The sequence below is a fragment of the Acidovorax facilis genome, assembly GCF_050626955.1.
In the GTDB taxonomy this organism is placed as follows: domain Bacteria; phylum Pseudomonadota; class Gammaproteobacteria; order Burkholderiales; family Burkholderiaceae_C; genus Acidovorax; species Acidovorax facilis.
In genome coordinates, this window is the sequence record NZ_CP192460.1 from 5,008,506 (window position 1) to 5,029,253 (window position 20,748).

19 protein-coding genes are annotated in these 20,748 nt (G+C 67.2%); 10 read left to right on the forward strand and 9 right to left on the reverse strand.

Going from position 1 to position 20,748, the window contains the following annotated elements:
• Positions 1–37: 37 nt before the first annotated feature.
• The 4 genes from ACQ4MJ_RS22945 to ACQ4MJ_RS22960 all read left to right on the forward strand — a co-directional run bounded on the left by ACQ4MJ_RS22945 (position 38) and on the right by ACQ4MJ_RS22960 (position 2,929).
• Positions 38–532: a DUF1579 domain-containing protein gene (locus ACQ4MJ_RS22945; protein WP_431151167.1), complete on the forward strand. Its 495-nt coding sequence runs from the start codon at positions 38–40 to the stop codon at positions 530–532.
• Between the two features lie 90 nt (positions 533–622).
• The gene (locus ACQ4MJ_RS22950) at positions 623–991 is read left to right on the forward strand and encodes a DUF1428 domain-containing protein (RefSeq protein ID WP_431151166.1); all 369 of its coding nucleotides are present in this window, start codon (positions 623–625) and stop codon (positions 989–991) included.
• A 288-nt stretch (positions 992–1,279) separates the two neighbouring features.
• Entirely contained in the window at positions 1,280–2,362 is a 1,083-nt protein-coding gene (locus tag ACQ4MJ_RS22955) for a pirin family protein (protein WP_431151165.1), read from the forward strand.
• 90 nt (positions 2,363–2,452) lie between these two features.
• Entirely contained in the window at positions 2,453–2,929 is a 477-nt protein-coding gene (locus ACQ4MJ_RS22960) for an FKBP-type peptidyl-prolyl cis-trans isomerase (protein WP_055397684.1), read from the forward strand.
• Between the two features lie 13 nt (positions 2,930–2,942).
• Here ACQ4MJ_RS22960 and ACQ4MJ_RS22965 read toward each other — a convergent pair whose 3' ends face one another.
• Both ACQ4MJ_RS22965 and ACQ4MJ_RS22970 read right to left on the reverse strand, forming a co-directional pair.
• A complete protein-coding gene (locus tag ACQ4MJ_RS22965; protein ID WP_431151164.1) occupies positions 2,943–4,076 on the reverse strand; it encodes a thiolase family protein in 1,134 nt (377 codons plus the stop codon).
• 44 nt (positions 4,077–4,120) lie between these two features.
• Positions 4,121–4,957 (reverse strand): SDR family NAD(P)-dependent oxidoreductase, encoded by an 837-nt coding sequence (locus tag ACQ4MJ_RS22970; protein WP_431151163.1) that lies wholly within the window; start codon positions 4,955–4,957, stop codon positions 4,121–4,123.
• Between the two features lie 135 nt (positions 4,958–5,092).
• Between ACQ4MJ_RS22970 and ACQ4MJ_RS22975 the strand changes: the two genes are divergently transcribed.
• The gene (locus tag ACQ4MJ_RS22975; RefSeq protein ID WP_431151162.1) at positions 5,093–5,686 is read left to right on the forward strand and encodes a TetR/AcrR family transcriptional regulator; all 594 of its coding nucleotides are present in this window, start codon (positions 5,093–5,095) and stop codon (positions 5,684–5,686) included.
• A 59-nt stretch (positions 5,687–5,745) separates the two neighbouring features.
• Here the strand turns inward: ACQ4MJ_RS22975 and ACQ4MJ_RS22980 are convergent, their stop codons facing one another.
• Together ACQ4MJ_RS22980 and ACQ4MJ_RS22985 are read right to left on the reverse strand one after the other, a co-directional pair.
• Entirely contained in the window at positions 5,746–6,315 is a 570-nt protein-coding gene (locus ACQ4MJ_RS22980; protein WP_431151161.1) for a response regulator, read from the reverse strand.
• Positions 6,316–6,616: 301 nt separating this feature from the next.
• Entirely contained in the window at positions 6,617–7,540 is a 924-nt protein-coding gene (locus tag ACQ4MJ_RS22985; RefSeq protein WP_431151160.1) for a LysR family transcriptional regulator, read from the reverse strand.
• 117 nt (positions 7,541–7,657) lie between these two features.
• Here ACQ4MJ_RS22985 and ACQ4MJ_RS22990 point away from each other — a divergent pair, with 117 nt between their 5' ends.
• Together ACQ4MJ_RS22990 and ACQ4MJ_RS22995 are read left to right on the forward strand one after the other, a co-directional pair.
• Positions 7,658–8,299, forward strand: coding sequence for a glutathione S-transferase family protein (locus ACQ4MJ_RS22990; protein ID WP_431151159.1), 642 nt, complete (start codon positions 7,658–7,660; stop codon positions 8,297–8,299).
• Entirely contained in the window at positions 8,296–9,297 is a 1,002-nt protein-coding gene (locus ACQ4MJ_RS22995; RefSeq protein WP_431151158.1) for a pyridoxamine 5'-phosphate oxidase family protein, read from the forward strand. The genes ACQ4MJ_RS22990 and ACQ4MJ_RS22995 overlap by 4 nt, the downstream gene beginning before the upstream one ends.
• Here the strand turns inward: ACQ4MJ_RS22995 and ACQ4MJ_RS23000 are convergent.
• The 4 genes from ACQ4MJ_RS23000 to ACQ4MJ_RS23015 form a co-directional block, all read right to left on the reverse strand.
• Entirely contained in the window at positions 9,191–10,177 is a 987-nt protein-coding gene (locus ACQ4MJ_RS23000) for a TIGR03915 family putative DNA repair protein (RefSeq protein WP_431151157.1), read from the reverse strand. The two genes, ACQ4MJ_RS22995 and ACQ4MJ_RS23000, sit on opposite strands and share 107 nt — an antisense overlap.
• Positions 10,178–10,192: 15 nt before the next feature.
• A complete protein-coding gene (locus tag ACQ4MJ_RS23005; RefSeq protein WP_431151156.1) occupies positions 10,193–11,485 on the reverse strand; it encodes a putative DNA modification/repair radical SAM protein in 1,293 nt (430 codons plus the stop codon).
• Between the two features lie 136 nt (positions 11,486–11,621).
• On the reverse strand, positions 11,622–12,467 hold the full coding sequence (locus ACQ4MJ_RS23010) for a class III extradiol dioxygenase family protein (protein ID WP_431151155.1): 846 nt from the start codon (positions 12,465–12,467) through the stop codon (positions 11,622–11,624).
• A gap of 11 nt (positions 12,468–12,478) precedes the next feature.
• Positions 12,479–12,826: a protocatechuate 4,5-dioxygenase subunit alpha gene (locus tag ACQ4MJ_RS23015; RefSeq protein ID WP_431151154.1), complete on the reverse strand. Its 348-nt coding sequence runs from the start codon at positions 12,824–12,826 to the stop codon at positions 12,479–12,481.
• 58 nt (positions 12,827–12,884) lie between these two features.
• On the opposite strand from ACQ4MJ_RS23015, the gene ACQ4MJ_RS23020 reads away from it, so the two are divergent.
• A complete protein-coding gene (locus ACQ4MJ_RS23020) occupies positions 12,885–13,826 on the forward strand; it encodes a LysR family transcriptional regulator (RefSeq protein WP_431151153.1) in 942 nt (313 codons plus the stop codon).
• A gap of 9 nt (positions 13,827–13,835) precedes the next feature.
• Here ACQ4MJ_RS23020 and ACQ4MJ_RS23025 read toward each other — a convergent pair whose 3' ends face one another.
• The gene (locus tag ACQ4MJ_RS23025) at positions 13,836–14,711 is read right to left on the reverse strand and encodes a gamma-glutamyl-gamma-aminobutyrate hydrolase family protein (RefSeq protein WP_218300916.1); all 876 of its coding nucleotides are present in this window, start codon (positions 14,709–14,711) and stop codon (positions 13,836–13,838) included.
• Positions 14,712–15,005: 294 nt separating this feature from the next.
• Here ACQ4MJ_RS23025 and ACQ4MJ_RS23030 point away from each other — a divergent pair, with 294 nt between their 5' ends.
• Together ACQ4MJ_RS23030 and ACQ4MJ_RS23035 are read left to right on the forward strand one after the other, a co-directional pair.
• The gene (locus ACQ4MJ_RS23030) at positions 15,006–18,575 is read left to right on the forward strand and encodes a TonB-dependent receptor domain-containing protein (RefSeq protein WP_431151152.1); all 3,570 of its coding nucleotides are present in this window, start codon (positions 15,006–15,008) and stop codon (positions 18,573–18,575) included.
• The gene (locus tag ACQ4MJ_RS23035) at positions 18,547–20,556 is read left to right on the forward strand and encodes a CHASE2 domain-containing protein (RefSeq protein WP_431151151.1); all 2,010 of its coding nucleotides are present in this window, start codon (positions 18,547–18,549) and stop codon (positions 20,554–20,556) included. Before ACQ4MJ_RS23030 ends, ACQ4MJ_RS23035 begins: the two co-directional genes overlap by 29 nt.
• Positions 20,557–20,748 lie beyond the last annotated feature (192 nt).

The window sequence follows — 20,748 nt, forward strand, 5'->3', positions numbered from 1 at the left end:
ACTGAATTGCCAAACCCCAACCACCAAGGAGACCGAAATGATGAATGCCGAACCCCACGCCATGCACCGCTGGCTGCAGCAGCTGATTGGCGACTGGACCAGCGACGCCAACTGCGACGCTCCACCCGGCGAGTCCGGCGCCCCCGTTCAAGAGCAATCCACTGGCTCCGAGCATGTGCGCGCCCTGGGCGACCTGTGGGTACTGTGCGAAGGCACGGGCACCATGCCCGGCGGGGGCGAAGCCCACATGCTGATGACGCTGGGCTACGACCCCGAGAAGAGCGTGTTTCGCGGCACCTGGGTGGGCTCGATGATGACCCACATGTTCGTGTACGAAGGCACGCTCGATGCGGACCAGAAGGTGCTGACCCTGGAGACCGAAGGCCCGAGCTTCAAGGACGACGGCAAGACCGCCCGCTACCGCGACGTGATCACGCTGGTGAGCACAAACGAACGCAACTTGACATCGTTCAGTCTGCAGCCGGATGGCAGCTGGTCGCAGATGATGCAGGCAACGTACCGGCGCAAGTGAAGGAGGCGGGCCCCGGTCCGCGTCCGCCGAACGAATACGTGGCGCCCACAGGCGGGCGCATCCCATGGTCAACCTCACAGGAGTCAAGCTATGTCCTACATCGATGGTTTCGTGATCGCGGTTCCCACCGCCAACAAGCAGAAGTTCATTGAGCACGCGCGCCATTTCGACGCGATGTTCATCGAGCTGGGCGCGATCCGTGTGATCGAAGGTTGGGGCGACGACGTCCCCGACGGCAAAGTCACCGATTTCCGCCGCGCGGTCCAGGCCACCGCCGAGGAGACGGTGGCCTTTTCGTGGGTCGAATGGCCCGACAAAGCCACGCGCGACGCGGGCATGAAGAAGATGATGGAAGACCCGCGCATGGACCCGTCCGCACCCGGCAACCCGCCCATGCCCTTTGATGGCAAACGCATGATCTTTGGCGGCTTCGAGCAGGTGGTGGAGGTGAAGGCTTGATCAGCCGTCGAAACTGATAGCAATCGGTGTTTGGTGGACAAGCGCCAGGGCCGGACTTGGCTAGGGATGTCCTGCACAACCCGCCCGAGGCCGTGCCATCACAGATCGCAGGGAGTTGTGCAGGTCATCCCTGGGTGTTCTGTAAGAGCACGCGGTGCAAAGCCCCCACTGTCCTGCCCGCCGCATCGCACTGTTCCACCCACAGCACTTCTGCTCAGGCACCATAGGCTCCATATTCCACAGGCATACCGCCCGATCGTGGCGGTGCACAACATGAGGAGCCCCCGTATGTCGTCGTCCACACCTGCTGCTACTGCAAGCACCGCCCTGGTGCCCATCGTGCGCGCCCAGCTGCTTGGCCCGCAGTGGCCCACGATGGACCCGTTTCTTTTCTGCGCCCACCATGACGATGCCTACCCCGCAGGCAACGCCGCGTTCGGCCCGGCCGTGCCGATTGAAGACCGCCAGATCGGCAGCGACTTCAGCGGCAAGGACGGCTGGAGCATGTACCACGGCGAGACCGTGCCGGGCTTTCCGGGCCACCCGCACCGGGGTTTTGAGACGGTGACGCTGGTGCGCAAGGGCCTCATCGACCATTCCGATTCGCTGGGCGCGGCCGCGCGTTTTGGTGGCGGCGATGTGCAGTGGGTCACCGCCGGCAAGGGCATCGTGCATTCCGAGATGTTCCCGCTGCTCAACGCCACCGAGCCCAACCCTCTGGAGCTGTTCCAGATCTGGTTGAACCTGCCCGCGAAGAACAAGATGGTGGCGCCGCACTTCACCATGCTGTGGAACGAGCGCATCCCGCGCCTGGTGCACCACGACGCTGCAGGCCGCGCCACCACGGTGACGGTGGTGGCCGGTGCGCTGCCCGGCGCGCCCGATCCGCTGTCGCCGCCGCCCGAATCCTGGGCCTCCCAGCCCGAAGGCGACGTCGCCATCTGGACGCTGCACCTGGAGCCCGGTGCTGAATGGACACTGCCTGCGGCGAAGGGTGAGACCACGCAGCGCATGCTGTACTTCTTTGTGGGCGACAGCCTGCGCGTCGGCCCGCAAGACGTGGACCGCCACGCCGCGCTGCAGGTGCGGGCCACCGAGGACTGGACCCTGACCAACACCGGTACCACCGCCGTCGAATGCCTGGTGCTGCAGGGCCGCCCCATTGGCGAGCCCGTGGCGCAGTACGGCCCGTTTGTGATGAACACGCAGGCGGAGATCATGCAGGCCATGAACGACTACCGCCGCACCCAGTTCGGCGGGTGGCCTTGGCCCGACCAGGACCCGGTGCATGGCACCGAGGCACGGCGGTTTGCGCGGTATCCGGGGCAGGCGGAAGAAGAGCGGCCGGCAGAGGCGACGGCTGGCGCGTAAGCCGGGGCGGCGCGCCCCGCCCCCGAGGTGCCCGGCGGCCACCGGGCGCCTCGTGGACAATGCACGCTTTTAGCGCAAGCAGATACCACCATGGCCACCACCATCACCAAAGACACCGCCGTCACCATCACGTACAAGGTCACTACACCGCAGGGCAAGCCGCTGGACGCGGGCAGCCTGTCATACCTGCACGGCGGCTATGAAAACATCTTCCCCAAGGTCGAAGCCGCCCTCGAAGGCCAGGCCGTCGGCTTCACCACCGCGCTGGACCTGGCCGTGGAAGACGCCTTCGGCGCCCGCGACGAAAGCCTGGTGCGCACCATCCCCAAGACCGAGTTCCCCCCGGGCGTGAAGGTGGGCGGCCAGCTGCAGGGCATGGGCACTGACGGCCAGCCCGCTCTGTTCAACGTCGTCAAGATAAAGGGCCCCGAAGTGCACCTGGACGGCAACCACCCGCTGGCCGGGCAGGCGCTGAAGTTCAGTTGCAAGGTCACCGAAGTGCGCGCTGCCAGTGCTGAAGAAATTGCACACCGCCATGTGCACGGGGCACACGGCCACCAGCACTGATCACGGCAGATTGCTACACGGCCCCCAGCACCGTCGCAATCCCCTGCCCGCCGCCTATGCACTGCGTTGCCAGCGCATAGCGGCCCTTCTCTCGCAGCAGCAGTGCCGCCGCCTTGCCGGTGATGCGCGCACCTGTGGCGCCCAGCGGATGGCCGATGGCCAGGCCGCCACCGTCCAGGTTGATCGCGTCCTCGCGCAGGCCCAGTTCGCGGATGCAGGCCAGGGCCTGTGATCCAAACGCTTCGTTGATTTCCACCACATCCAGGTCCTGTGCCGCAATGCCTGCGCGCGCAAGTGCCTTGCGCGTGGCGGGCACCGGGCCCATGCCCATGTAGGCGGGGTCCACGCCCGCGGTTGCCATCGCCAGGATGCGGGCCAGGGGCGCCAGGCCATGGCGGGTGGCATAGGCTTCGGTGGTGACCAGCACGGCCACGGCGCCATCGGTCAATGGCGATGAGGTGCCTGCGGTGACCACGCCATCGTCCCTGAACGCGGGGCGCAACGCGGCCAGGGCCTCGGGCGTGGTGCCGGGGCGGATGCATCCGTCCTGCGCCACCATGTCGCCGGATGCCAGCGTGATCGGCACGATCTCGGCCTGCAGGCGGCCTGCATCGCGCGCGGCGGCCGCCTTGCGGTGCGATGCCACGGCCAGCGCCTCCTGGTCGGCGCGCGTCACCGCGTAGCGTTGCGCCACGTTCTCGGCCGTCTCGCCCATGCTGATGTAGGCGTCGCTGTGTTCGTACAGCGCGGGGTGGGGCGAGAAGTTGAAGCCGCCCTGCGGCACCATGGTCATCGACTCGACGCCGATGCACAGGTATGCCTCGCCCAGGCCCGCCTCGATCTGCGCGGCGGCGATGTGGATGGCTGACATGGACGAGCCGCAGAAGCGGTTGACCGTCATGCCGCCCAGCTCGTGCGGCAGGCCCGCGAGCAGCGACACGATGCGCGCGATGTTGTTGCCCTGCGCTGCCTCGGGGTAGGCGCAGCCGGCAATCACGTCTTCGAGTGTGGAGGGGTCAATGCCGGTGCGCTGCAGCAGGCCGGAGACCACCTGTGCGGCCAGGGTGTCGGGGCGCATGCCGGCCAGCGCGCCCTTGCGCGCAAAGTGGAAGGGCGAGCGGGCATAGGCGGTGATCAGGGCTTTCATGGCGATGCCTTTCGGGGGTGACGTTTGGTGGGGTGGGTTGCGGGTTAGGCGACAGCGGCGGCCAGGTAGCGGCGTGCCGGGTCGCGCAGCGACAGGAAGGGGCCCAGCGCGCGGCGGGCGTCTTCCAGTGCGCTCCACTCATGCACGGCTTCTAGCGACGGGATGGTCACCTCTTCACCCTGGTCCAGGCCTGCCAGCGCTGCGTCCACCATGGTGTCCACATCCATCAGCATCTCTTGCGGCAGGTGGGCGATGGGTGTGCCCGCGCGGTCCCAGATCTCCGTGCGTGTAGCGCCCGGCAGCACAGCCTGCACGCGCACGCCGTGGCTGCCCAGTTCGGCCTGCAGTGACTTGGAGAGGTTGAGCACATAGGCCTTGGTGCCGCTGTAGGTGCCGCTGAACATCTCGGGCACCAGCGCCAGCACCGATGCGATGTTGATCAGCGTGCCCGCCTTGCGTGCTGCAAACCCCTTGGCCACGGCCGCTGCAAGCCGCGTGGGCGCCACCACATTGAGCGCAATCATGCGTTCCACCGCATCGATGTCGGACTCGAGGAACGTGCCGCTCACGGCCATGCCTGCGTTGTTGAGCAGCAAGGTGATGCTGGCGTCCGACTGCAGGCGCTGCTCCACGCGGGCCCGGTCGGCGGGGTTGGTCAGGTCGGCCTGCAGCACCTCGGTGCGTACGCCGGTCTCGCGTGCCAGGCGGTCGGCCAGAGCCGTCAGGCGTGCAGCGTCGCGGGCCACCAGCACCAGGTCATAGCCGCGCCGGGCCAGGCGGTCGGCATACACCGCCCCTATGCCGGACGATGCGCCGGTGACAACAGCAGTGCCCAGGGAGGGCATAGAGGTGCGGGATGAATGGGATGCAGCAGTGGACATGAAAGGCTCCTGAAGAAAACAGAAAAAGGTGAAAGATGCTTTACATGATGGCTATCATGTTTAAATTATATGACGACCATCATTTAAAATGTCAAGCGGGTGATTTCAGACAGCGCAGCAAACAGGGGAAATGCGATGAAAGTCAGCAAGGAACAGATGGCAGAAAACCGCGAGCGCATCCTGGACACGGCCGCGCAGCTGTTCCGTGAGAAAGGTTTCGATGGCATTGGCGTGGCCGACCTCATGAAGAGCGCGGGGCTGACGCACGGTGGCTTCTATGGCCACTTTGCATCCAAGGACGACCTCATGGCGCAGGCCACCGAACGCGCGCTGGGCAAGCTGCACACCGCTTGGGCTGCGCTGGCGCGCGACGCTGCACACAACGGGAAAGACCCGCTGGGAGCGGTGGAATCTGCCTACCTGTCAGCCCGACATCGCGACGCGCCCGGCCACGGCTGCCTGCTGGCCGCGCTGGGCAGCGACGCCGCGCGCCAGGGCCCCGCCGTGCGGCAGGCCGTGACCGATGGGGTGCAAAAACAGGTGGACGCCCTGGCTACGCTGATGCCCGGCCGCACCAAGGCGGCCAAACGCCAGCGCGCGCTGGCCGACTACGCGAGCATGGTCGGCGCCATGGTGCTGGCGCGCGCGGTGGACGATCCGGACTTTTCGGACGAGATCCTGCAGGCCACGGCGGCGGCACTGCGCGTCTGTGCACCACCTGCAGCTTGAGAACCTGGAGGACTTTTCATGTGATCGCGGCTGAGAAAGCGGCGTGATCGGCCTGCATCTCAGGGCGCGGTGGGCGTGGCTGGAGCGGCCGCAGTGGGCGAGGACGTTGGCGCGGCGTCCACCTTGCGCCGGGGGATGAACTCCTCGTCGAGCAGTGCCTCGATGCGGGCAAAGATCTCGTGGCGCGAGAACGGCTTCTTCATGAAGTCGTCCGCGCCGATGCGGTTGGCGTAGAACTGCTCGGTGGCATGCTCGTTGCCGCTGATCATGATCACGGGGATGTGCTGCGAAGCGGGCAATTTGCGGATCGCGCGCAGCGCGTTGAACCCGTTCATGCCCGGCAGGATGATGTCGAGGAAGATCAGTTCGGGCGCTTCCTCTGCGATCAGGGCGAGGCCCTGCTCGGCGTCGAGCGCCTCGCGGGTGTCATAGCCTGCAGATCGAAGTGCCTTGCGCAGCACGGCCACAACAGTCGGCGAGTCGTCAATGATCAGCACCGTGGTGCCCTTGCGGGCGTTGACACGTTTGCGCTGGCGGCGTTCCACGGGTGCCGCTGGTGGGACGGGGGGGGCTTCGGGCTTCCCCGTCGGTTTGCGCACACTGCCCAGAAGCCGGTCGAAGATGCTCATGGTGCTGTCTCGTTTCTTTCGTTCTTGGATGGCGGGCGGCGGGTCATTGCGTTCGCTGGGTTCCAGCGGATGGCCGCTGGATGGGTGAGTGACGGGCGCGTTCGCACATCTCGTGTCCACAGGGCGCAAGTATTCCAGATGCGGCCGCCGCTCCGGGTAGCGTGTTCCGTTTCACGGTGAAAGAGCGGGCGAGGGTCCCATCCCAGTTGAACAATGCTGCCCCGCATGAAGTTCAAAATTGATAGCTACCAGCGCTTGATGGATAAGCGCTAGAGGCCAAAAATACTCGAAGTATGGCCTGTCACTGCGCTCCGCCGCGCACCAGCCCACGCCCGCGCAGCACCGGCTCTGCCACCAGCCGCTCGCGCGCAAACTCCACAAACGCGCGCACCTTGGCCGGTGCGCGCCGCCCGGCGGGGTAGACGATGTGCACGGGCACGGGCGGTAGTTCGTGCTCGGCCAGCACGATGCGCAGCCGCCCCGCGCGCAGGCTGGCGGCGGCCTGGTAGGCCAGGCAGCGCGTGAGGCCCAGGCCTGCTTCGGCAGCGGCGATGTCCACCTCGTTGCTGTTGCTGATCCACGCAAACTGCGGCTGGCCCGTGGCGCCGTCCTTGAACTTCCAGGGCGCCACGGCCCGCGCATCGAATGAGAAGCCGATGGCGCGGTGCGCGGCAAGCTCGTGGGGGTGCCGGGGCTCGCCGTGTTGCGCCAGGTAGGCGGGAGACGCCACCACCAGGCGGCGCAGCGCACCCACTTGCACGGCAGTGAGGCCGGAGTCAGGCAGGTGCGCGATGCGGATGGCCACGTCCATGCCCTCATCAAGCAAGTGCACCAGGCGGTTGACGAACAGCGTGCGCACCTGCACACGCGGCTGGGCGTGCAAGAAGCCCTGCACGATGGGCGCCACGTGCTGGATGCCGAACATCTGCGGTGCGGTGATGGACAGCAGCCCCTGGGCCTCGGCCTGTGCACCGCTGGCTGCCTGCTCGGCCTCGTGCAGGTCGTTCAAGAGGGGGCGGCAGTCGTGCAAGAAGCGCTCGCCCGCCTCGGTCAGCCGCACCAAACGCGTACTGCGCTGGAACAGCAGCACACCCAGCCGCGCCTCCAGCGCCGCAATGGCGCGCGTGACGGCCGTGGCGGAGCAGCCCAGCCGCCGGCCCGCCACGGCAAAGCCGCCGGCGTCCGCCACGGTCACAAAACAGCGCAAGGTGTCGAGATAGTCCATGCACCCCATTATTGCGAATGTGGCAATTATGAAAAGCGGTGATTGGTTATTCACATCGCAGATTGCAATAGATATCGTCGAGCCATCTTTTCACTCACCCACCGACGAGGCCTCACCATGTTCCCCACCACCCCGCTCCAGCTGTACCGCATGCCCATCTCGGGCCATTGCCATCGCGTGGAGCTGATGCTGTCCCTGCTCGGCTTGCCCTATGAACTGATTGATGTGAATCTGCTGCGCGGCGAACACCAGCGCGCGGAGTTTCTGGCGCTCAACCCGCTGGGCCAGGTGCCCGTGCTGGTGGACGCGGGCCAGGTGCTGAGTGACAGCAATGGCATCCTGGTTTATCTGGTGCAGCGCTACGCCCCCGGCAGTGCCTGGCTGCCACAAGACGCCGTGGGGCAGGCTCAGTTGCAGCGCTGGTTCAGCCTGGCGGCGGGCTTTCTGGCGCCGGGCATCGGAGGGCCGCGCTTTGCGACGTTGACGGGCCGTGCCGTGAACGAGGTGGCGCAGGCCACCGGCAAGCGCCTGCTCGCCTTCATGGAGGACGAACTGCAGGGGCGGGCCTGGTTGCTCGGGGGTTCAGCGCCCAGCCTGGCCGATGTGGCCATGGTCAGCTACACCTCGCAGGCCCATCTGGCGGGACTGCCGCTGGATGCCTACCCGCGCATTGCGGCCTGGGTGGCGCGCATGCAGGCCTTGCCGGGCTACCCGGTGCTGGCCGACCAGCTGCCCACTGCCGAGCAGGTGGCGGCATGACAGCCACCGTGGCCGCTGCATCGGTTGCGGCGCCGGTGCCGCCCGAGGCTTTCCACCGCGGTGAGCAGGCCCTGCAGGCGCGCGTGGGCGTGCGCGAGCGCATGGCGGCCGTGGGTGCCATGGTGTTGCGCGACCACATGCCCGACCAGCACCGTGAGCTGTTTGAAAAGCTGCCCACCTTGCTGCTGGGGACGCTGGATGAACAAGGCCAGCCGTGGGCCACGATGCTTGCCGGACCGCCTGGGTTTGTGCACACCCCCGATGCGCAGCACATGCAGATCGCGACTGCGCCGGATTCCAAGGACCCGGTGCTCACACACCTGGCGCCAGGCGCGGCCGTGGGCGTGTTGGGGCTGGAGCCGCACACGCGGCGGCGCAACCGCATGAACGGGCGGGTGGCAGCGTTTGGCGATAGCGGCCTGGACGTGCAGGTGGTGCAGAGCTTTGGCAACTGCCCCAAATACATCCAGGCACGGGAGCCAGGCCTGCGCGCTGCGCTGGCCGCTCCGGGCCCGGTGCAGTGGCTGGGCGCCGGACTGGACGCCGCCGCCATCGCGCGCGTGCAGCGTGCCGACACCCTGTTCATCGCCAGTGCCTCGGCGCCACGCCCTGGTGCCGAGCACAGCGAAGGCGTGGATGTATCGCACCGGGGCGGCGAGGCAGGCTTTGTGCAGGTGGCGAACACGGAGGCCGGCGTGGTGCTGAGCCTGCCGGACTACCCTGGCAACCAGTTCTTCAACACCCTGGGCAACCTCGCCCTGCACCCGCTGGCAGGCTTGCTGGTGGTGGACTATGAAGAGGGCGGCTTGCTGCACATTGCCGCGCAGGCCGAGGTGCTGTGGGACAGCGCAGCGCGTGCGCCCTGGCCCGGTGCACAGCGTGTGCTGCGCCTCACAGTGCTGCGCGCCCTGTGGCGGCCGCAGGTGCTGCCTTGGCGCTGGACACCGCCGGTATCGGCCCCCCAGTTCCGGGTGATGCGTGAGGCGGCGCTGGGCTGAGCGGTGCGCCCCCCGCGCGCCGCGCCCGGGTCGGTGTCTCCGCGATCCGCCTGCGCGGCACTGTGGCTTCGGCTTCCACCATCTGCCCGCTGCGCTCGTGCGCCGTCTGCGCCAGCTCGGTGATGAGAGCCGCCTCGGGCAGGTTGTGCCAGTAGCGCGTGGGCATCTCCTTTTTCATCATGGCCAGCTTGAGCCGCGCGGGGTTGAAGATGTGGCGGTAGTAGGTGAGCCACAGTGCCTCGCCCGCATCGGGCGGCGGCGCGTCGCTGCGCTGCGCCCCGGGGCCGGTGTGCAGCTGCTGGCCGTCCCAGCGCACGCTGGCGTCGGGCGTGAGGATGGCCCAGCGCATCTGTGTGAAGCGGCGGATGAAGAAGCCCGCGTTGGCCACGGTGATGTAGTGGTCGGGCTCGAACCAGGCCATGTGCAGGGTCTGGCCATCGGGCTCCACCACGGGCCGAAAGCGCACAAAGGCGTGCATCTTGTGGATGTCCCGCCGCACGCTGCGGACCATGTGGTGGGCCAACATGCGGTCGGCGTCCAGCGGGTCGTGCCGCGCGGCTTCGGCTTCATGGCCGCCCTGCGCCATGCGCCACAGCAGGCGGTACATCAGCGCAAAGCGGGCGGGGTCGCGGTGCAGGATGAGCTGCTCGCACAGGTGCACAAAATCGGGCGGTACGCGCAGCGGCGGCGCATCGGGGGCTGGGCTGGGCAAGGTGTGGCTGGCAGCAAGCTCGGGCGCGAACAGGTCTTCAGCGGCATCCGCCTGGCAGCGCCAGTCCACAGCCTGCGGAGGCACGTTGGCTTGCACCAGGGCGCGTGCCGCTTGGCGAAAACCGGGCCAGTCGGTGGCGTGGTCCAGCGTGATGGTGTGGCGCTGCATGCGGGCCTCTCCAGCTCAGAACAGGCTGCGCTGCACCGGCGGCGGCGTCAACTGCGCGGCGAGGTCGGCAGCGTCCAGCGCACGGCCGGGGCGGTAGTCGGCCGCCTCCACAAAGGGCAGCACTTTCTTCAGCGGCACATGCAGCCGCGCCAGGTCCGCATGCCGCAGGCGGCGCACGCGGCGCGCGGCCAGCAGGCGGTCCACCGTCTGCACGCCAAAGCCGGGCACGCGCAGCAGCAGTTCGCGCGGGGCGGTGTTGAGGTTGACCGGAAAACGCTCGCGGTGCGCCAGCGCCCAGGCCAGCTTGGGGTCCATGTCCAGCGCCAGCATGCCGGCCTGGCTGCCTGGGTTGCTTTGGCTGGGCGGCACGATCTCGTCGTGGGTGAAACCGTAAAAGCGCATCAGCCAGTCGGCCTGGTACAGCCGGTGCTCGCGCACCGTGGGTGGCGCGGCCAGTGGCAGGGCGCGCGCCGCATCGGGGATGGGGCTGAAGGCCGAGTAGTACACGCGCCGCAGCCGGTGCACGCCGTACAGCCGCGCGCTGGTGGCGAGGATGGTGCGGTCGTTGGTCGTATCCGCCCCCACGATCATCTGCGTGCTCTGCCCGCCGGGCGCAAAGTGCGGCACGCTGGCGCGGCGTGTGGTGCGCGACTGCGGCATGGACACGATGGGCAGTGCAGCCTGCTCCTTGCGCGCGGCGCGGGATTCTCCAATGTGCACCGCCATGCGGGCCATGGAGCGGTCGATGGCGACGCTGTCTTTTTCTGGCGCCAGGGCCGTGAGGCCTTCGGCCGTGGGCAGCTCGATGTTGATGGACAGGCGGTCCGCATAGCGGCCTGCGCGCTCCATCAGCTCCGGCGCTGCATCGGGAATGGTCTTCAGATGGATGTAGCCGCGAAAGTCGTGCTCTTCGCGCAGCACGCGGGCCACCTCCACCACCTGCTCCATCGTGTAGTCCGGGCTCTGGATGATGCCGCTGGACAGGAACAGCCCCTCGATGCAATTGCGGCGGTAAAAATCCAGCGTGAGCTGTACCACCTCATCGACCGTGAAGCGCGCGCGGGGCACGTTGCTGGTCAAGCGGTTCACGCAGTACAGGCAGTCGTACTGGCAGAAGTTGGTGAGCAGAATCTTGAGCAGCGAGATGCAGCGCCCGTCCGGCGCGTAGCTGTGGCAGATGCCCATGCCTTCGGTAGAGCCCATGCCCCGCCCGCCCACCGAGTTCCGCGGCGCAGCACCGCTCGATGCACACGAGGCGTCGTACTTGGCGGCGTCGGCCAGGATGGCGAGTTTGGATTGTAAATTCACTGGATGAATTTACAGTATTTTGATTGTCTGACGCCAGCCTGGGGTCAAGCGATAGCGGCAATATGCTCCTGATTTGATAGCTGAAAACTTATGAAAATCATGCGCTTGCAGCCAAAATCAGCTGAAAATTGCAGGATTACTCCGTTTCGAGGGCCATCACCGCCGTGGCCGTGTTCGAAATGGGGATGTGATAGTTGCTGTGCACCCGCTGCACGCCCGCACTCGCAGTGGCCAGGGCGCCCCGCATGGCCAGCCACATCAGCAGCTCCACGCCCTGGGTGCCGGTCTTTTCCACCAGCTCGTGCACGCTGAACTGCGTGGCCCATTCGGGGTTGGTGGTCAGGCTCTCGATGAACTGCAGGTCAAACGCCTTGTTGATGAAGCCCGCGCGCTCGCCGTCGAGCTGGTGGCTGAGCCCGCCCGAGGCGATCACCGCCACCTTCTTGTTGCTGTCCCAGCTGCTGATCGCCTGGCCCACTGCCTTGCCCAGCGCGTAGCAGCGCCTGGCCGATGGCAGCGGGAACTGCACGGTGTTGATGCACACCGGCACCACCGTCACGGGGCAATCGCCCTCGGGCCAGAAGAGCTTGAGCGGCAGCGTGCAGGCGTGGTCCACCAGCATCTCCTGGCAGGTGGTCACGTCAAACTCCTGCTCGACCAGCGTGTTGATGAGGTGCCACGACAAGTCCACCTCGCCCGGGAAGGGCGGCAGCGTGGGGATGCCCCAGCCTTCGTCGGCGTTGTTGTATTGCGCCGCCGCGCCCACGGCAAACGTGGGCATCTTGTCGAGGAAGAAGTTCAGGCCGTGGTCGTTGTAGAACATCACCACCACGTCCGGCTTCTTCTCTCCCAGCCACTGGCGGATGGGCGGAAAGCCGTCGAAGAAGGGCTTCCAGTACGGATCGTTCTGCAGGCCCTTGTGGATGGCGTTGCCAATGGCCGGGATGTGCGAGGTGCCGAGGCCGCCGATGAGTTGTGCCATGTGATGTCTCCTTATTTGCCCGCTGCGACCAGCATGGCCTTGAATTCGTCTTTGGTCATGCCCGTCTGCTGCGCGCCGATGTCCTGCATGTCCAGCTTGAAGATGCCCGCGAACTTGGCCAGGTAATAGGCGTTGCCGCCCGCGGCAATCAGCTGCAGCACGTTCTTGGCGCGGATGGCGGCGGCCTGCTGCTCGTTCAGGCCGTATTGCTTCATGTACGCCTCTTCGTCGGCCAGAAAAGCCTTGCGGTTGGCCTCGTCGTTGAACGAAAAGCACATCTTGTTCAGCGCATAGCCCTTGCGGGCCTGGTCGCCATCGAACGGCGTGGTGCCGGGGATCGGGGGCAGTGGGGAAGGCATGGAAGTCTCCGGGGCTTGATGTAAGTCAGCCCGCAGTGTCGCGATGCCATTGCCAAAGATGAAGCCTCAAAACATCATCGAATGCATGAGCAATTTCGATGGATCAGCGCTGGACGGACACCTGCTGAAGCTGCTGCTGGCCGTGCTGGAGACGGGCAGCATCACGGCGGCGGCTGATCGCCTGGGCGTCACCCAGTCGGCCGTGAGCCACCTGCTCGACAAGCTGCGCGCCATTACCGGTGACCCGCTTTTTGTGAAGCGCGGGCGTGGCATCGTGCCCACCGCCCGGGCCGAGGCCCTGGCCCAGCCCGCGCGTGACATGCTGCACCAGATGCAGCTGTTTGCCCAAGGGGCCGAGTTTGACCCGAGCGCCTGGCAGACCGAGCTGACCATCGCCGCCAACGACTTTCAGCGCGACCTGCTTTTGCCCGCGCTGGCCGCGCGCCTGCGCACTGCCGCACCGTGCGTCACGCTGCGCATCGTGCCCAGCGGCGCGCCAAGTGCCGAGCTGCTGCGGTCTGACGCGTGCCAATTGGTCATCAGCCCCCGCCCGCCCGAGGGCACCGACATCGTGCAGAAGCGTCTGTTTGAAGACCAATACCGCGTGTTCTATGACCCGGCCGTGCGCAGCGCTCCGGCCTCAGAGGCGGAGTACCTGGCGGCGGACCACGCCACGGTGGCTTACGAGGCGCACCGGGGGCTGGAACTGGACCGGCAACTGGAAGCACGTGGCGTGCGCCGCCGCCTGGTGGTGCGCGTGCCGGGCTTTGCCGCGCTGCCCGCGTTTGTGCGGGGCACCTCGCTGCTCACTACAGCGCCGTCGCTGATGGGGCGCACCGCGTTGGCCGCGCTGGCGGGTGTGCCGGTGCCCGTGGCCTGCCCCAGTCTGCCCATGTACCTGATCTGGCATGTGCGCTACCAGCAAGACGCGGCACACCGCTGGCTGCGGGCGCAGCTGCAAGATGTCTTGGCCGCTGTGTTGCCTGTGGAAGGTGCCTGACCCGCAGGGTCAGTCGCGCTGCCGTGACAGCGCCTTTCGCAGCCGCCGCGCCGCCCGTTCCCGCAACGAAGGCGCGGGGCGCAGCACCGGCCGTGGGTGGGCCTTGGCCTGTTCGCACGCCGCCAGAAAGTCATTCAGGATGGCCGTGTCGTCCAGCGTGTCTGAACCCTGCTTGTGGAACTCCGGGTGCCATTGCGTGGCGGCGATGTAGCCGCGCCCCGGCGCGGGCTTGAGGCGAATCGCCTCGGGCACGCCGTCGGGCTCGCTCAGGGCCTCGACCACAAACTCGGGCGCCACTCGCTTGATGCCCTGGTGGTGAATGCTGTTGACCCGAGCGCGTGGCGTGTTGGGGTACAGCGTGGCCAGGTGCGAGTCGGGAAGGATCTGGATGTCGTGGAAATGCTGGTCGTAGGTGCTGGCGTTGCGGTGCTGCTGCGCACCGGGGTGCTGGGTCTCGATGTCCTGGTACAGCGCGCCGCCAAAGGCCACGTTGATGAGCTGCAGGCCCCGGCACACGCCAAAGATGGGCTTGCCCACCTGGGCAAAGGCTTTCACCACGGCCAGGTCGTACAGGTCGCGCACGCGGTCGCCCACCCACTCTTCGCGCAGGGGCTCCTCGCCATAGTTGCCCGGCCACACGTCGGCGCCACCGTGCATCACGATGCCGTCCAGCCACTCGGCATAGTGGTCCAGCGTCACGTCACCGCGTGCCGTCTCGCCCGTGGGGCAGGGCACCATCACCACCATGGCACCGGCCGACATGAGCCAGTGGGCGATGGACTGCTCGACGTACTGCAGCGTCTTGCCAGTGAACAACGGGCGGGCGGGGTCGGCGTGTTGAAAGCAGGCGGACAGGCCAATCTTGAGGCGGGGTGCGGCGGGCATGGGTGGTGGGCTCCAGGGAACACGCGCGGGGCGTGTGATCAATGCAATCTTGGGTTACCAATTTGTAGCACCGCCCCCGCGCCACGTCTGTAGGAAGGGGCCGTGCAGGGCTGCGCGAGGCCTGCCGCCGGTAAAGCAGTGCTACGAAATGTGGCTTTCTTCATGAAAATGCAACCGTGCGGTGTCTCGCAAGAGGCCGGTTGGGGCGGTGGGCTGGCCATAATTTCTGCTCGCCGGGCGCCAGGGAGGCTGCGCCAGGTGGTGCCCCTCCAGCCTTCCCCGAAAGCCCATGACATGTCCCACAAGAAGCATTGCCTGCCCGCGCTCACGGCGCTGGCCACGTTGACCGCCCTGGCCTGGCCGCTGCTGGCCCAGGCCGCTGTGCCCGCAGGTGCTGCCGCCGAGATCGTCAGCCTGCAGGGCACGGGCGACCAGCGTGCCGCAGCTGCAGCCGACTGGCAGCCCGCTCGCCCGGCCCAGGCCCTCGCCACGGGCGATTTCGTGCGCACCCGGCAAGCCGCGCGGATGGCCCTGCTGTTTGCCGACGACACCCAGCTGCGCCTGCACCAAAACACGGTGCTGCAGGTCAAGGGCGTGGCCACACCCGCCCAGCCGGTGACCACGCTGCTGCTCAACGCGGGCCGGGCCTGGACGCAGACGCGCCGCGCCGATGGCTCACGGCTGAACCTGGAAACCCCGGCGGCCACGGCGGCGATCCGGGGCACCGACTGGGACATCAGCGTGGAAGACGACGGCCGTACCTTGCTGACCGTGCTGTCGGGCACGGTGGAGTTCTCCAATGCGCAGGGGCAGGTGTCGGTGGGCGCCAACGAGGCCGCCTATGCCGAAGTGGGCAAGGCCCCGGTCAAACTGGTGCTGAGCCAGCCGCGCGACCGCATCCAGTGGGTCAACGCCCTGCGCGCCGACCCGCTGCCGCACCTGGCCGCCGAGACCGTGCCCGAAGCGCTGGCCCCCGTGCGCACCGCGCAGGTGGCCCGCGATCTGCCCGCCGCGCGTGCCGCGCTGGCGCAGGCGAAAGCAAACGGCAGCGCACCCGCACCCTGGGTGGCCGTGATGGAGGCTGCCATCGCGCTGCAGGCGGGCGATGTCCTCGCTGCGCGCGAACAGCTGGCCCGCCAGGCGGCCACGCCGGCCGCCCCGCTGCCGGTCTGGCTCATGCAGTCGGATGTGTGGCTCATGGAAGGCGACGCGGCCGCTGCGGCCACCACGCTGCGCACCGCCCTGCAGCGCTGGCCCGCGCACCCGGCCCTGGTGGCCCAGCTGGCCCGGGTGCAACTGCTGAGCGACCGCGTGGACGAGGCCACCGCCACGCTGGCCCCGGCACAGGCCATGGCGCATGCAGAGCTTGCGATGGTGCGGGCTGAATTGGCCCGCCGCCGGGGCGATGCCCCCGGCACACTGAGTGCGTACACCGAGGCCACGCAGCTCGCGCCGCAAGACGCCCGGGGCTGGCAGGGCCTGGGCAGTGCCCACACCGAACGCGAAGACGCCCGCCCCGCCCGCGCCAATCTGCAGCAGGCGCTGGCACTGTCGCCCCAAAGCCCAGGCGCCTGGGGCGAGCTGGGCACGCTGGAAACCTTCACCAACCAGTTCACCGAGGCGGGCCAAGCCTTTGCCACCGCTTTAGGCGACAACCCGGCGGACTATGTGGCGCTCACCGGCCAGGGGCTGCTGCACCTCAAGCAGGGCAACCCGCAGGCGGCGCTGGATGCCTTTTTGCGCGCGGGTGTGATGGAGCCCCGCTACGCCCGCGCCAAGACCTGGACGGCCGTGGCGTACTACCAGCTCGGCCGCCACCAGGACGCACTGGCCACGCTGCGCCAGGCCAGCAGCCTGGACGACAAGGACCCCGTGCCCTACATGCTGCTGGCACAGATCCACACCGACCTGTTCCAGCCCGGCGAAGCGGTGGAGGCTGCGCGCGCAGCGGTGCAACGCATGCCCTACCTCAAGTCGCTCAACCAGGTCGCCAACGACCAGAAAGGCAGCGCCAACCTGGGTGCCTCCATGGCCTTCTTTGGCATGGAAGACTGGGCGCTGGAACTGGCGCAGCAGAGCTTCTATCCGTACTGGGGCGGAAGCCACCTGTTCTTGGCAGACCGGTATGCGGGCGAGTTCAACAAGAACTCGGCGCTGTTCCAGGGTTTCCTCACAGACCCGATGGCGTTTGGGGCGAGCCAGCGGTATTCGTCGCTGCTGCAGCAACCCGGGGCGCATGGGGCGGTGGGGGTGACGCTGGACAAGGAGGATGCACGGTCGCGTGCACCCGCCATCACGCTCAATGGCATGAACAACAGCTATGTGCCCACTTCCTGGTTCTTCAAAGCGCAGTCGGTCAGCGTGAGCGAGTTGCCTTTTGATCTGCTGAACAATCAGGCCCCGGCGGTGCGGGGCGGCTATGGCGATCTGACCGGGCGCGCCGTGACTGCAGGTGTTGGCATGCAGCCCACGGAACGCATCAATCTGTTTGCCTATGGGAACCAGTTCGAGGCCCGCATGCGGAGCCAGAACCTGCCTGAGACGTCCATTGACAACACGAACAGCCAAGGCGCTTTGGGCCTAGCGTACCGCTGGGGGCCGACGGAGCAGACATGGATCAAGCTGGGCCGCAGTGTGGAAAACAACGAGTATCTGCGTTACCCCACGGTGTATATCGACCCGCCTTTGGTGACGGTGACAAGCTTCAGCACTGCACCACGCAAACAGTTGACCGATCTGCAGTTGCGCCACACCCTGGACACCGCACCGGGCAGTCGTTGGAGCCTTGCGCTGGAGCACGTGCGTGAGCGGCAGAACAATGTGTTGGCAGGCGAAAGCGTGGTGGCGGCCGACATCCCCGGTGTGGGGCTTTACACGGACTATTTGATTGCGTTGGGCTACAACCGGATTGACCGGCGGTATACCGGCCTCACCCTGGCGACCACCCAGCGGTTGGACGCCGCGTTGAACCTGGACGCCGCACTGGGGCTTCAGCAGATTCGCCACCGCGTGGACGGCTTTACTCGCTACTACCTCGCGAACCTTGATCTGGTTACCGACGAGGCAGCGCGTCGGGCAGACATGGAACGTGTGGTCACGCCGCGTATCGGCGTTGTCTGGCAACCCGCCGCAGGCACGACGGTGCGCATGGCCTACCAAGACTGGCTGCGGCCGCTCAGCGTGTCCACCCTGACCAGCGTGGAAACAGCGGGCATTCCCGTGGAAGACCGGCTCGTGGAAGCTGGTGGGCGCCACAAGCGCACCGTGGCGCAACTGGGCATGGAACTGGGCGCCAACACCTTCCTGAGCCTGCGCGCAGACCACCTGCGCGTGCGCAACCCCGGCATGGTGGGTGTCGACTTGCGCACGCCGAGCCTGCCTTTCCTGGAGGAGATGCGCAACACCCAGTTGGTCAACCTCTCCAATACCGACTTGCTGGAAGACTCCCCCAGCTTTGACAGCGGCACGCTCAAGACCCTCGGTGCCGGTGTCAACCACATGTTCAACCGGCGCTGGTCGGGCTACGCAAAGTACCTCTACCAGGGCAGCGATAGCCATATTTACGACACGGAGGGGCCGGCAGGGCGCATCCCCTACATTCCGCGCCACACCGCAGTGCTGGGCGCCACCTGGGTCAGCCCGCAGCGGTTTTATGTCAGCGGCCGTGCGGTGTACCGGTCGGAGCGTTTTGAAGACAAGGAAAACCTCACGCGCATGGCACCCGGCTGGGGCCTGGACCTGATGGGTTTCTGGGAATCGCAGGACAAACACTGGGTGGTGGGGGTGGCCGCATTGAACCTGTGGGCGCCGAAGTCAGACCGCAGAAAGACCCGGTATGTTCTGGACGCGCGCTACCGCTTCTGATTCCGCATCGCCAGCGGTCCGGCGCCAGCAACAGGTCTACGCGCTGGCAGCCTGCGCGCTGGCGCTGCTGCTGGTGGGTGCGGCCACGTTCAGCCGCACTTGGCACGCGCTGGAGTTCAAGACCTTCGACGTGCTCACGGCCTGGACTGCGCCGCAGCGCACGGCGCTGCCCGTGGTGATCCTGGCGATTGACGAACCCACGTTTCAAGAGCTGCAACACACCTGGCCCTTCCCGCGCAGCGTGCATGCAGCGCTTTTGAAGCGTTTGCACGACGAGGGTGCCGCCGCCGTGGGCCTGGACATCGTGTTCGCCGACCCATCAACCGAAGCCGAAGATGCCGCACTGGCGCAGGCCATCGCAGAGACCGGCCCCGTGGTGCTGGCCGCCACCCGTGAAAAGATCGACAGCAGCAACGCTGCGCTGTGGCTGGACGTGATGCCACTGCAGCGGTTTCTGGACGCCGGAGCCGATGCGGGCGATGCCGGGGTGGAGCCCGACGATGACTTTGTGGTGCGCCGTGTGCCCGTGGCGCGCGAGGGTTTTGCCCTGCGGCTGGCCCAGCGCGCGGCCGAGGCGCGCGGCAAGCTGCCGGTGCTGCGCCACTTCGACTGGATCGGCTACCGGGGCCCTCGCGGCACGTTTGACACGCGCTCGTACTACCAGGCGCTGGAGCCGGGCCTGCTGCCAGCGGGCTTCTTCAAGAACAAGATCGTGCTGGTGGGGCGCTCGGCGCGCACCGCGACCGAGTTGTCGCGGTCGCAGGCCGACCTGTTCAATTCACCGTTTGGCACCGCAGGGGGCGAGCGCCTGTTTCCCGGTGTGGAACTGCAGGCCACGCTGGTGGACAACTACCTCACCGGCGGCGGGCTGCGCAGCGTGCCCGAAGGCTGGACGCTGGCCCTCGTAGCGCTGCTGGTCCCCTTGCTGCTATGGGGCAACCGCAGGCTGCACCCGGCGGGCGCCGCAGCGCTGGCGGCGGCGCTGGTGGCGGCGATAGCGGGAGCCTCGTGGTGGCTGTTCGGGCGCTTTCAGCTGTGGTGGCCGCCCTTGCTGCCTGCGGCGGCGGCATTGGCGGTCTATGGTGCAGCGGCGCTGGCGGGTTATGCCTTTGTGCGCCGGCGCGCGCGCCAGACGCGGGCGATGTTTGCGCAGTATGTGCCGCCCGCCGTGGTCTCGCGCCTCATTGCGCAGCCCGAGCTGATGCGCCTGGGCGGAGAGGCGCGCGAGGTCACGCTCATGTTCACCGACCTGGCCAACTTCACCACGCTATCGGAGCAGCTGAGTGCCGAGCAGACGGTGGAAGTGCTCACCGCGTATTTCAACGCCATGACGCCCATCGTGCACGCCACGGGTGGCACGGTGGACAAGTTCATCGGCGACGCGGTGATGGCCTTTTGGGGGGCGCCGCTCGACGACCCGCAGCACGCCGAGCACGCGGTGACTGCGGCCATCTCCATGCAGCAGGCCATGCAGGTGCTGGTGGCCGACCTGCGTGCGCGGGGCCTGCCGCCCATCCACATGCGCATTGGCCTGCACACGGGGCGGGTGGTGGTGGGCAACGTGGGGTCGGAGCAGCGCTTTTCGTACACCGCGATTGGCGATGCGGTGAACCTGGCCGCACGGCTGGAGGGCGCCAACAAGGCCTTTGGCACCGGCATCCTGCTCTCTGCCGCCACCGCCGCGCAGCTGCCTTCCTCGGTGGCTCTGCGCGCGCTCGATGATGTGGTCGTGAAGGGAAAAACCGAGCCCGTGCGTGTGTTCACACCGTGTGACGATGCCGCTGTGCGGGATGCCAGCCTGGCCGCGCTCAGTGCCTTCCACGCGCGCGATTGGGACGGTGCCAGCGGCTATCTGGCACAGGTGCTGGCACGCGTGCCTGGGGATGCCGCGGCGCTGCGCCTACAGCAGCGCGTGGCAGAGGCGCGCGCCTTGCCCGTTGGCAGCGACTGGTCGCCCGCCGTGGCGCTGGACAAGTTGTAGGAGCCTGTTCAAGGTCTTTTCGGGGTCGCACAAGGCACTTGCCCGAAGGGTTGGAGTGAAATCGGGCCGATGAACTCGGAGCTTTGGCGCCCCGGCTGCTTGCATGGGCACGAGCCCATGCGGCGCATCCGAAGCTTCCACTCATCCCGATGGCACTCCAATGCGATCCCCGAAAAGACCTTGAACAGGTTC

Coding starts and splice junctions, on each gene's coding strand:
- ACQ4MJ_RS22945 (WP_431151167.1), top strand. CDS start 38: ATGATGAATGCCGAACCCCACGCCATGCACCGCTGGCTGCAGCAGCTG.
- ACQ4MJ_RS22995 (WP_431151158.1), top strand. CDS start 8,296: ATGACAGCCACCGTGGCCGCTGCATCGGTTGCGGCGCCGGTGCCGCCC.
- ACQ4MJ_RS23030 (WP_431151152.1), top strand. CDS start 15,006: ATGTCCCACAAGAAGCATTGCCTGCCCGCGCTCACGGCGCTGGCCACG.
- ACQ4MJ_RS23010 (WP_431151155.1), bottom strand. CDS start 12,467: ATGGCACAACTCATCGGCGGCCTCGGCACCTCGCACATCCCGGCCATT.
- ACQ4MJ_RS22960 (WP_055397684.1), top strand. CDS start 2,453: ATGGCCACCACCATCACCAAAGACACCGCCGTCACCATCACGTACAAG.
- ACQ4MJ_RS23015 (WP_431151154.1), bottom strand. CDS start 12,826: ATGCCTTCCCCACTGCCCCCGATCCCCGGCACCACGCCGTTCGATGGC.
- ACQ4MJ_RS22990 (WP_431151159.1), top strand. CDS start 7,658: ATGTTCCCCACCACCCCGCTCCAGCTGTACCGCATGCCCATCTCGGGC.
- ACQ4MJ_RS23000 (WP_431151157.1), bottom strand. CDS start 10,177: ATGCAGCGCCACACCATCACGCTGGACCACGCCACCGACTGGCCCGGT.
- ACQ4MJ_RS22975 (WP_431151162.1), top strand. CDS start 5,093: ATGAAAGTCAGCAAGGAACAGATGGCAGAAAACCGCGAGCGCATCCTG.
- ACQ4MJ_RS22980 (WP_431151161.1), bottom strand. CDS start 6,315: ATGAGCATCTTCGACCGGCTTCTGGGCAGTGTGCGCAAACCGACGGGG.
- ACQ4MJ_RS22970 (WP_431151163.1), bottom strand. CDS start 4,957: ATGTCCACTGCTGCATCCCATTCATCCCGCACCTCTATGCCCTCCCTG.
- ACQ4MJ_RS22965 (WP_431151164.1), bottom strand. CDS start 4,076: ATGAAAGCCCTGATCACCGCCTATGCCCGCTCGCCCTTCCACTTTGCG.
- ACQ4MJ_RS23025 (WP_218300916.1), bottom strand. CDS start 14,711: ATGCCCGCCGCACCCCGCCTCAAGATTGGCCTGTCCGCCTGCTTTCAA.
- ACQ4MJ_RS23035 (WP_431151151.1), top strand. CDS start 18,547: ATGTTCTGGACGCGCGCTACCGCTTCTGATTCCGCATCGCCAGCGGTC.
- ACQ4MJ_RS22985 (WP_431151160.1), bottom strand. CDS start 7,540: ATGGACTATCTCGACACCTTGCGCTGTTTTGTGACCGTGGCGGACGCC.
- ACQ4MJ_RS22950 (WP_431151166.1), top strand. CDS start 623: ATGTCCTACATCGATGGTTTCGTGATCGCGGTTCCCACCGCCAACAAG.
- ACQ4MJ_RS23020 (WP_431151153.1), top strand. CDS start 12,885: ATGAAGCCTCAAAACATCATCGAATGCATGAGCAATTTCGATGGATCA.
- ACQ4MJ_RS22955 (WP_431151165.1), top strand. CDS start 1,280: ATGTCGTCGTCCACACCTGCTGCTACTGCAAGCACCGCCCTGGTGCCC.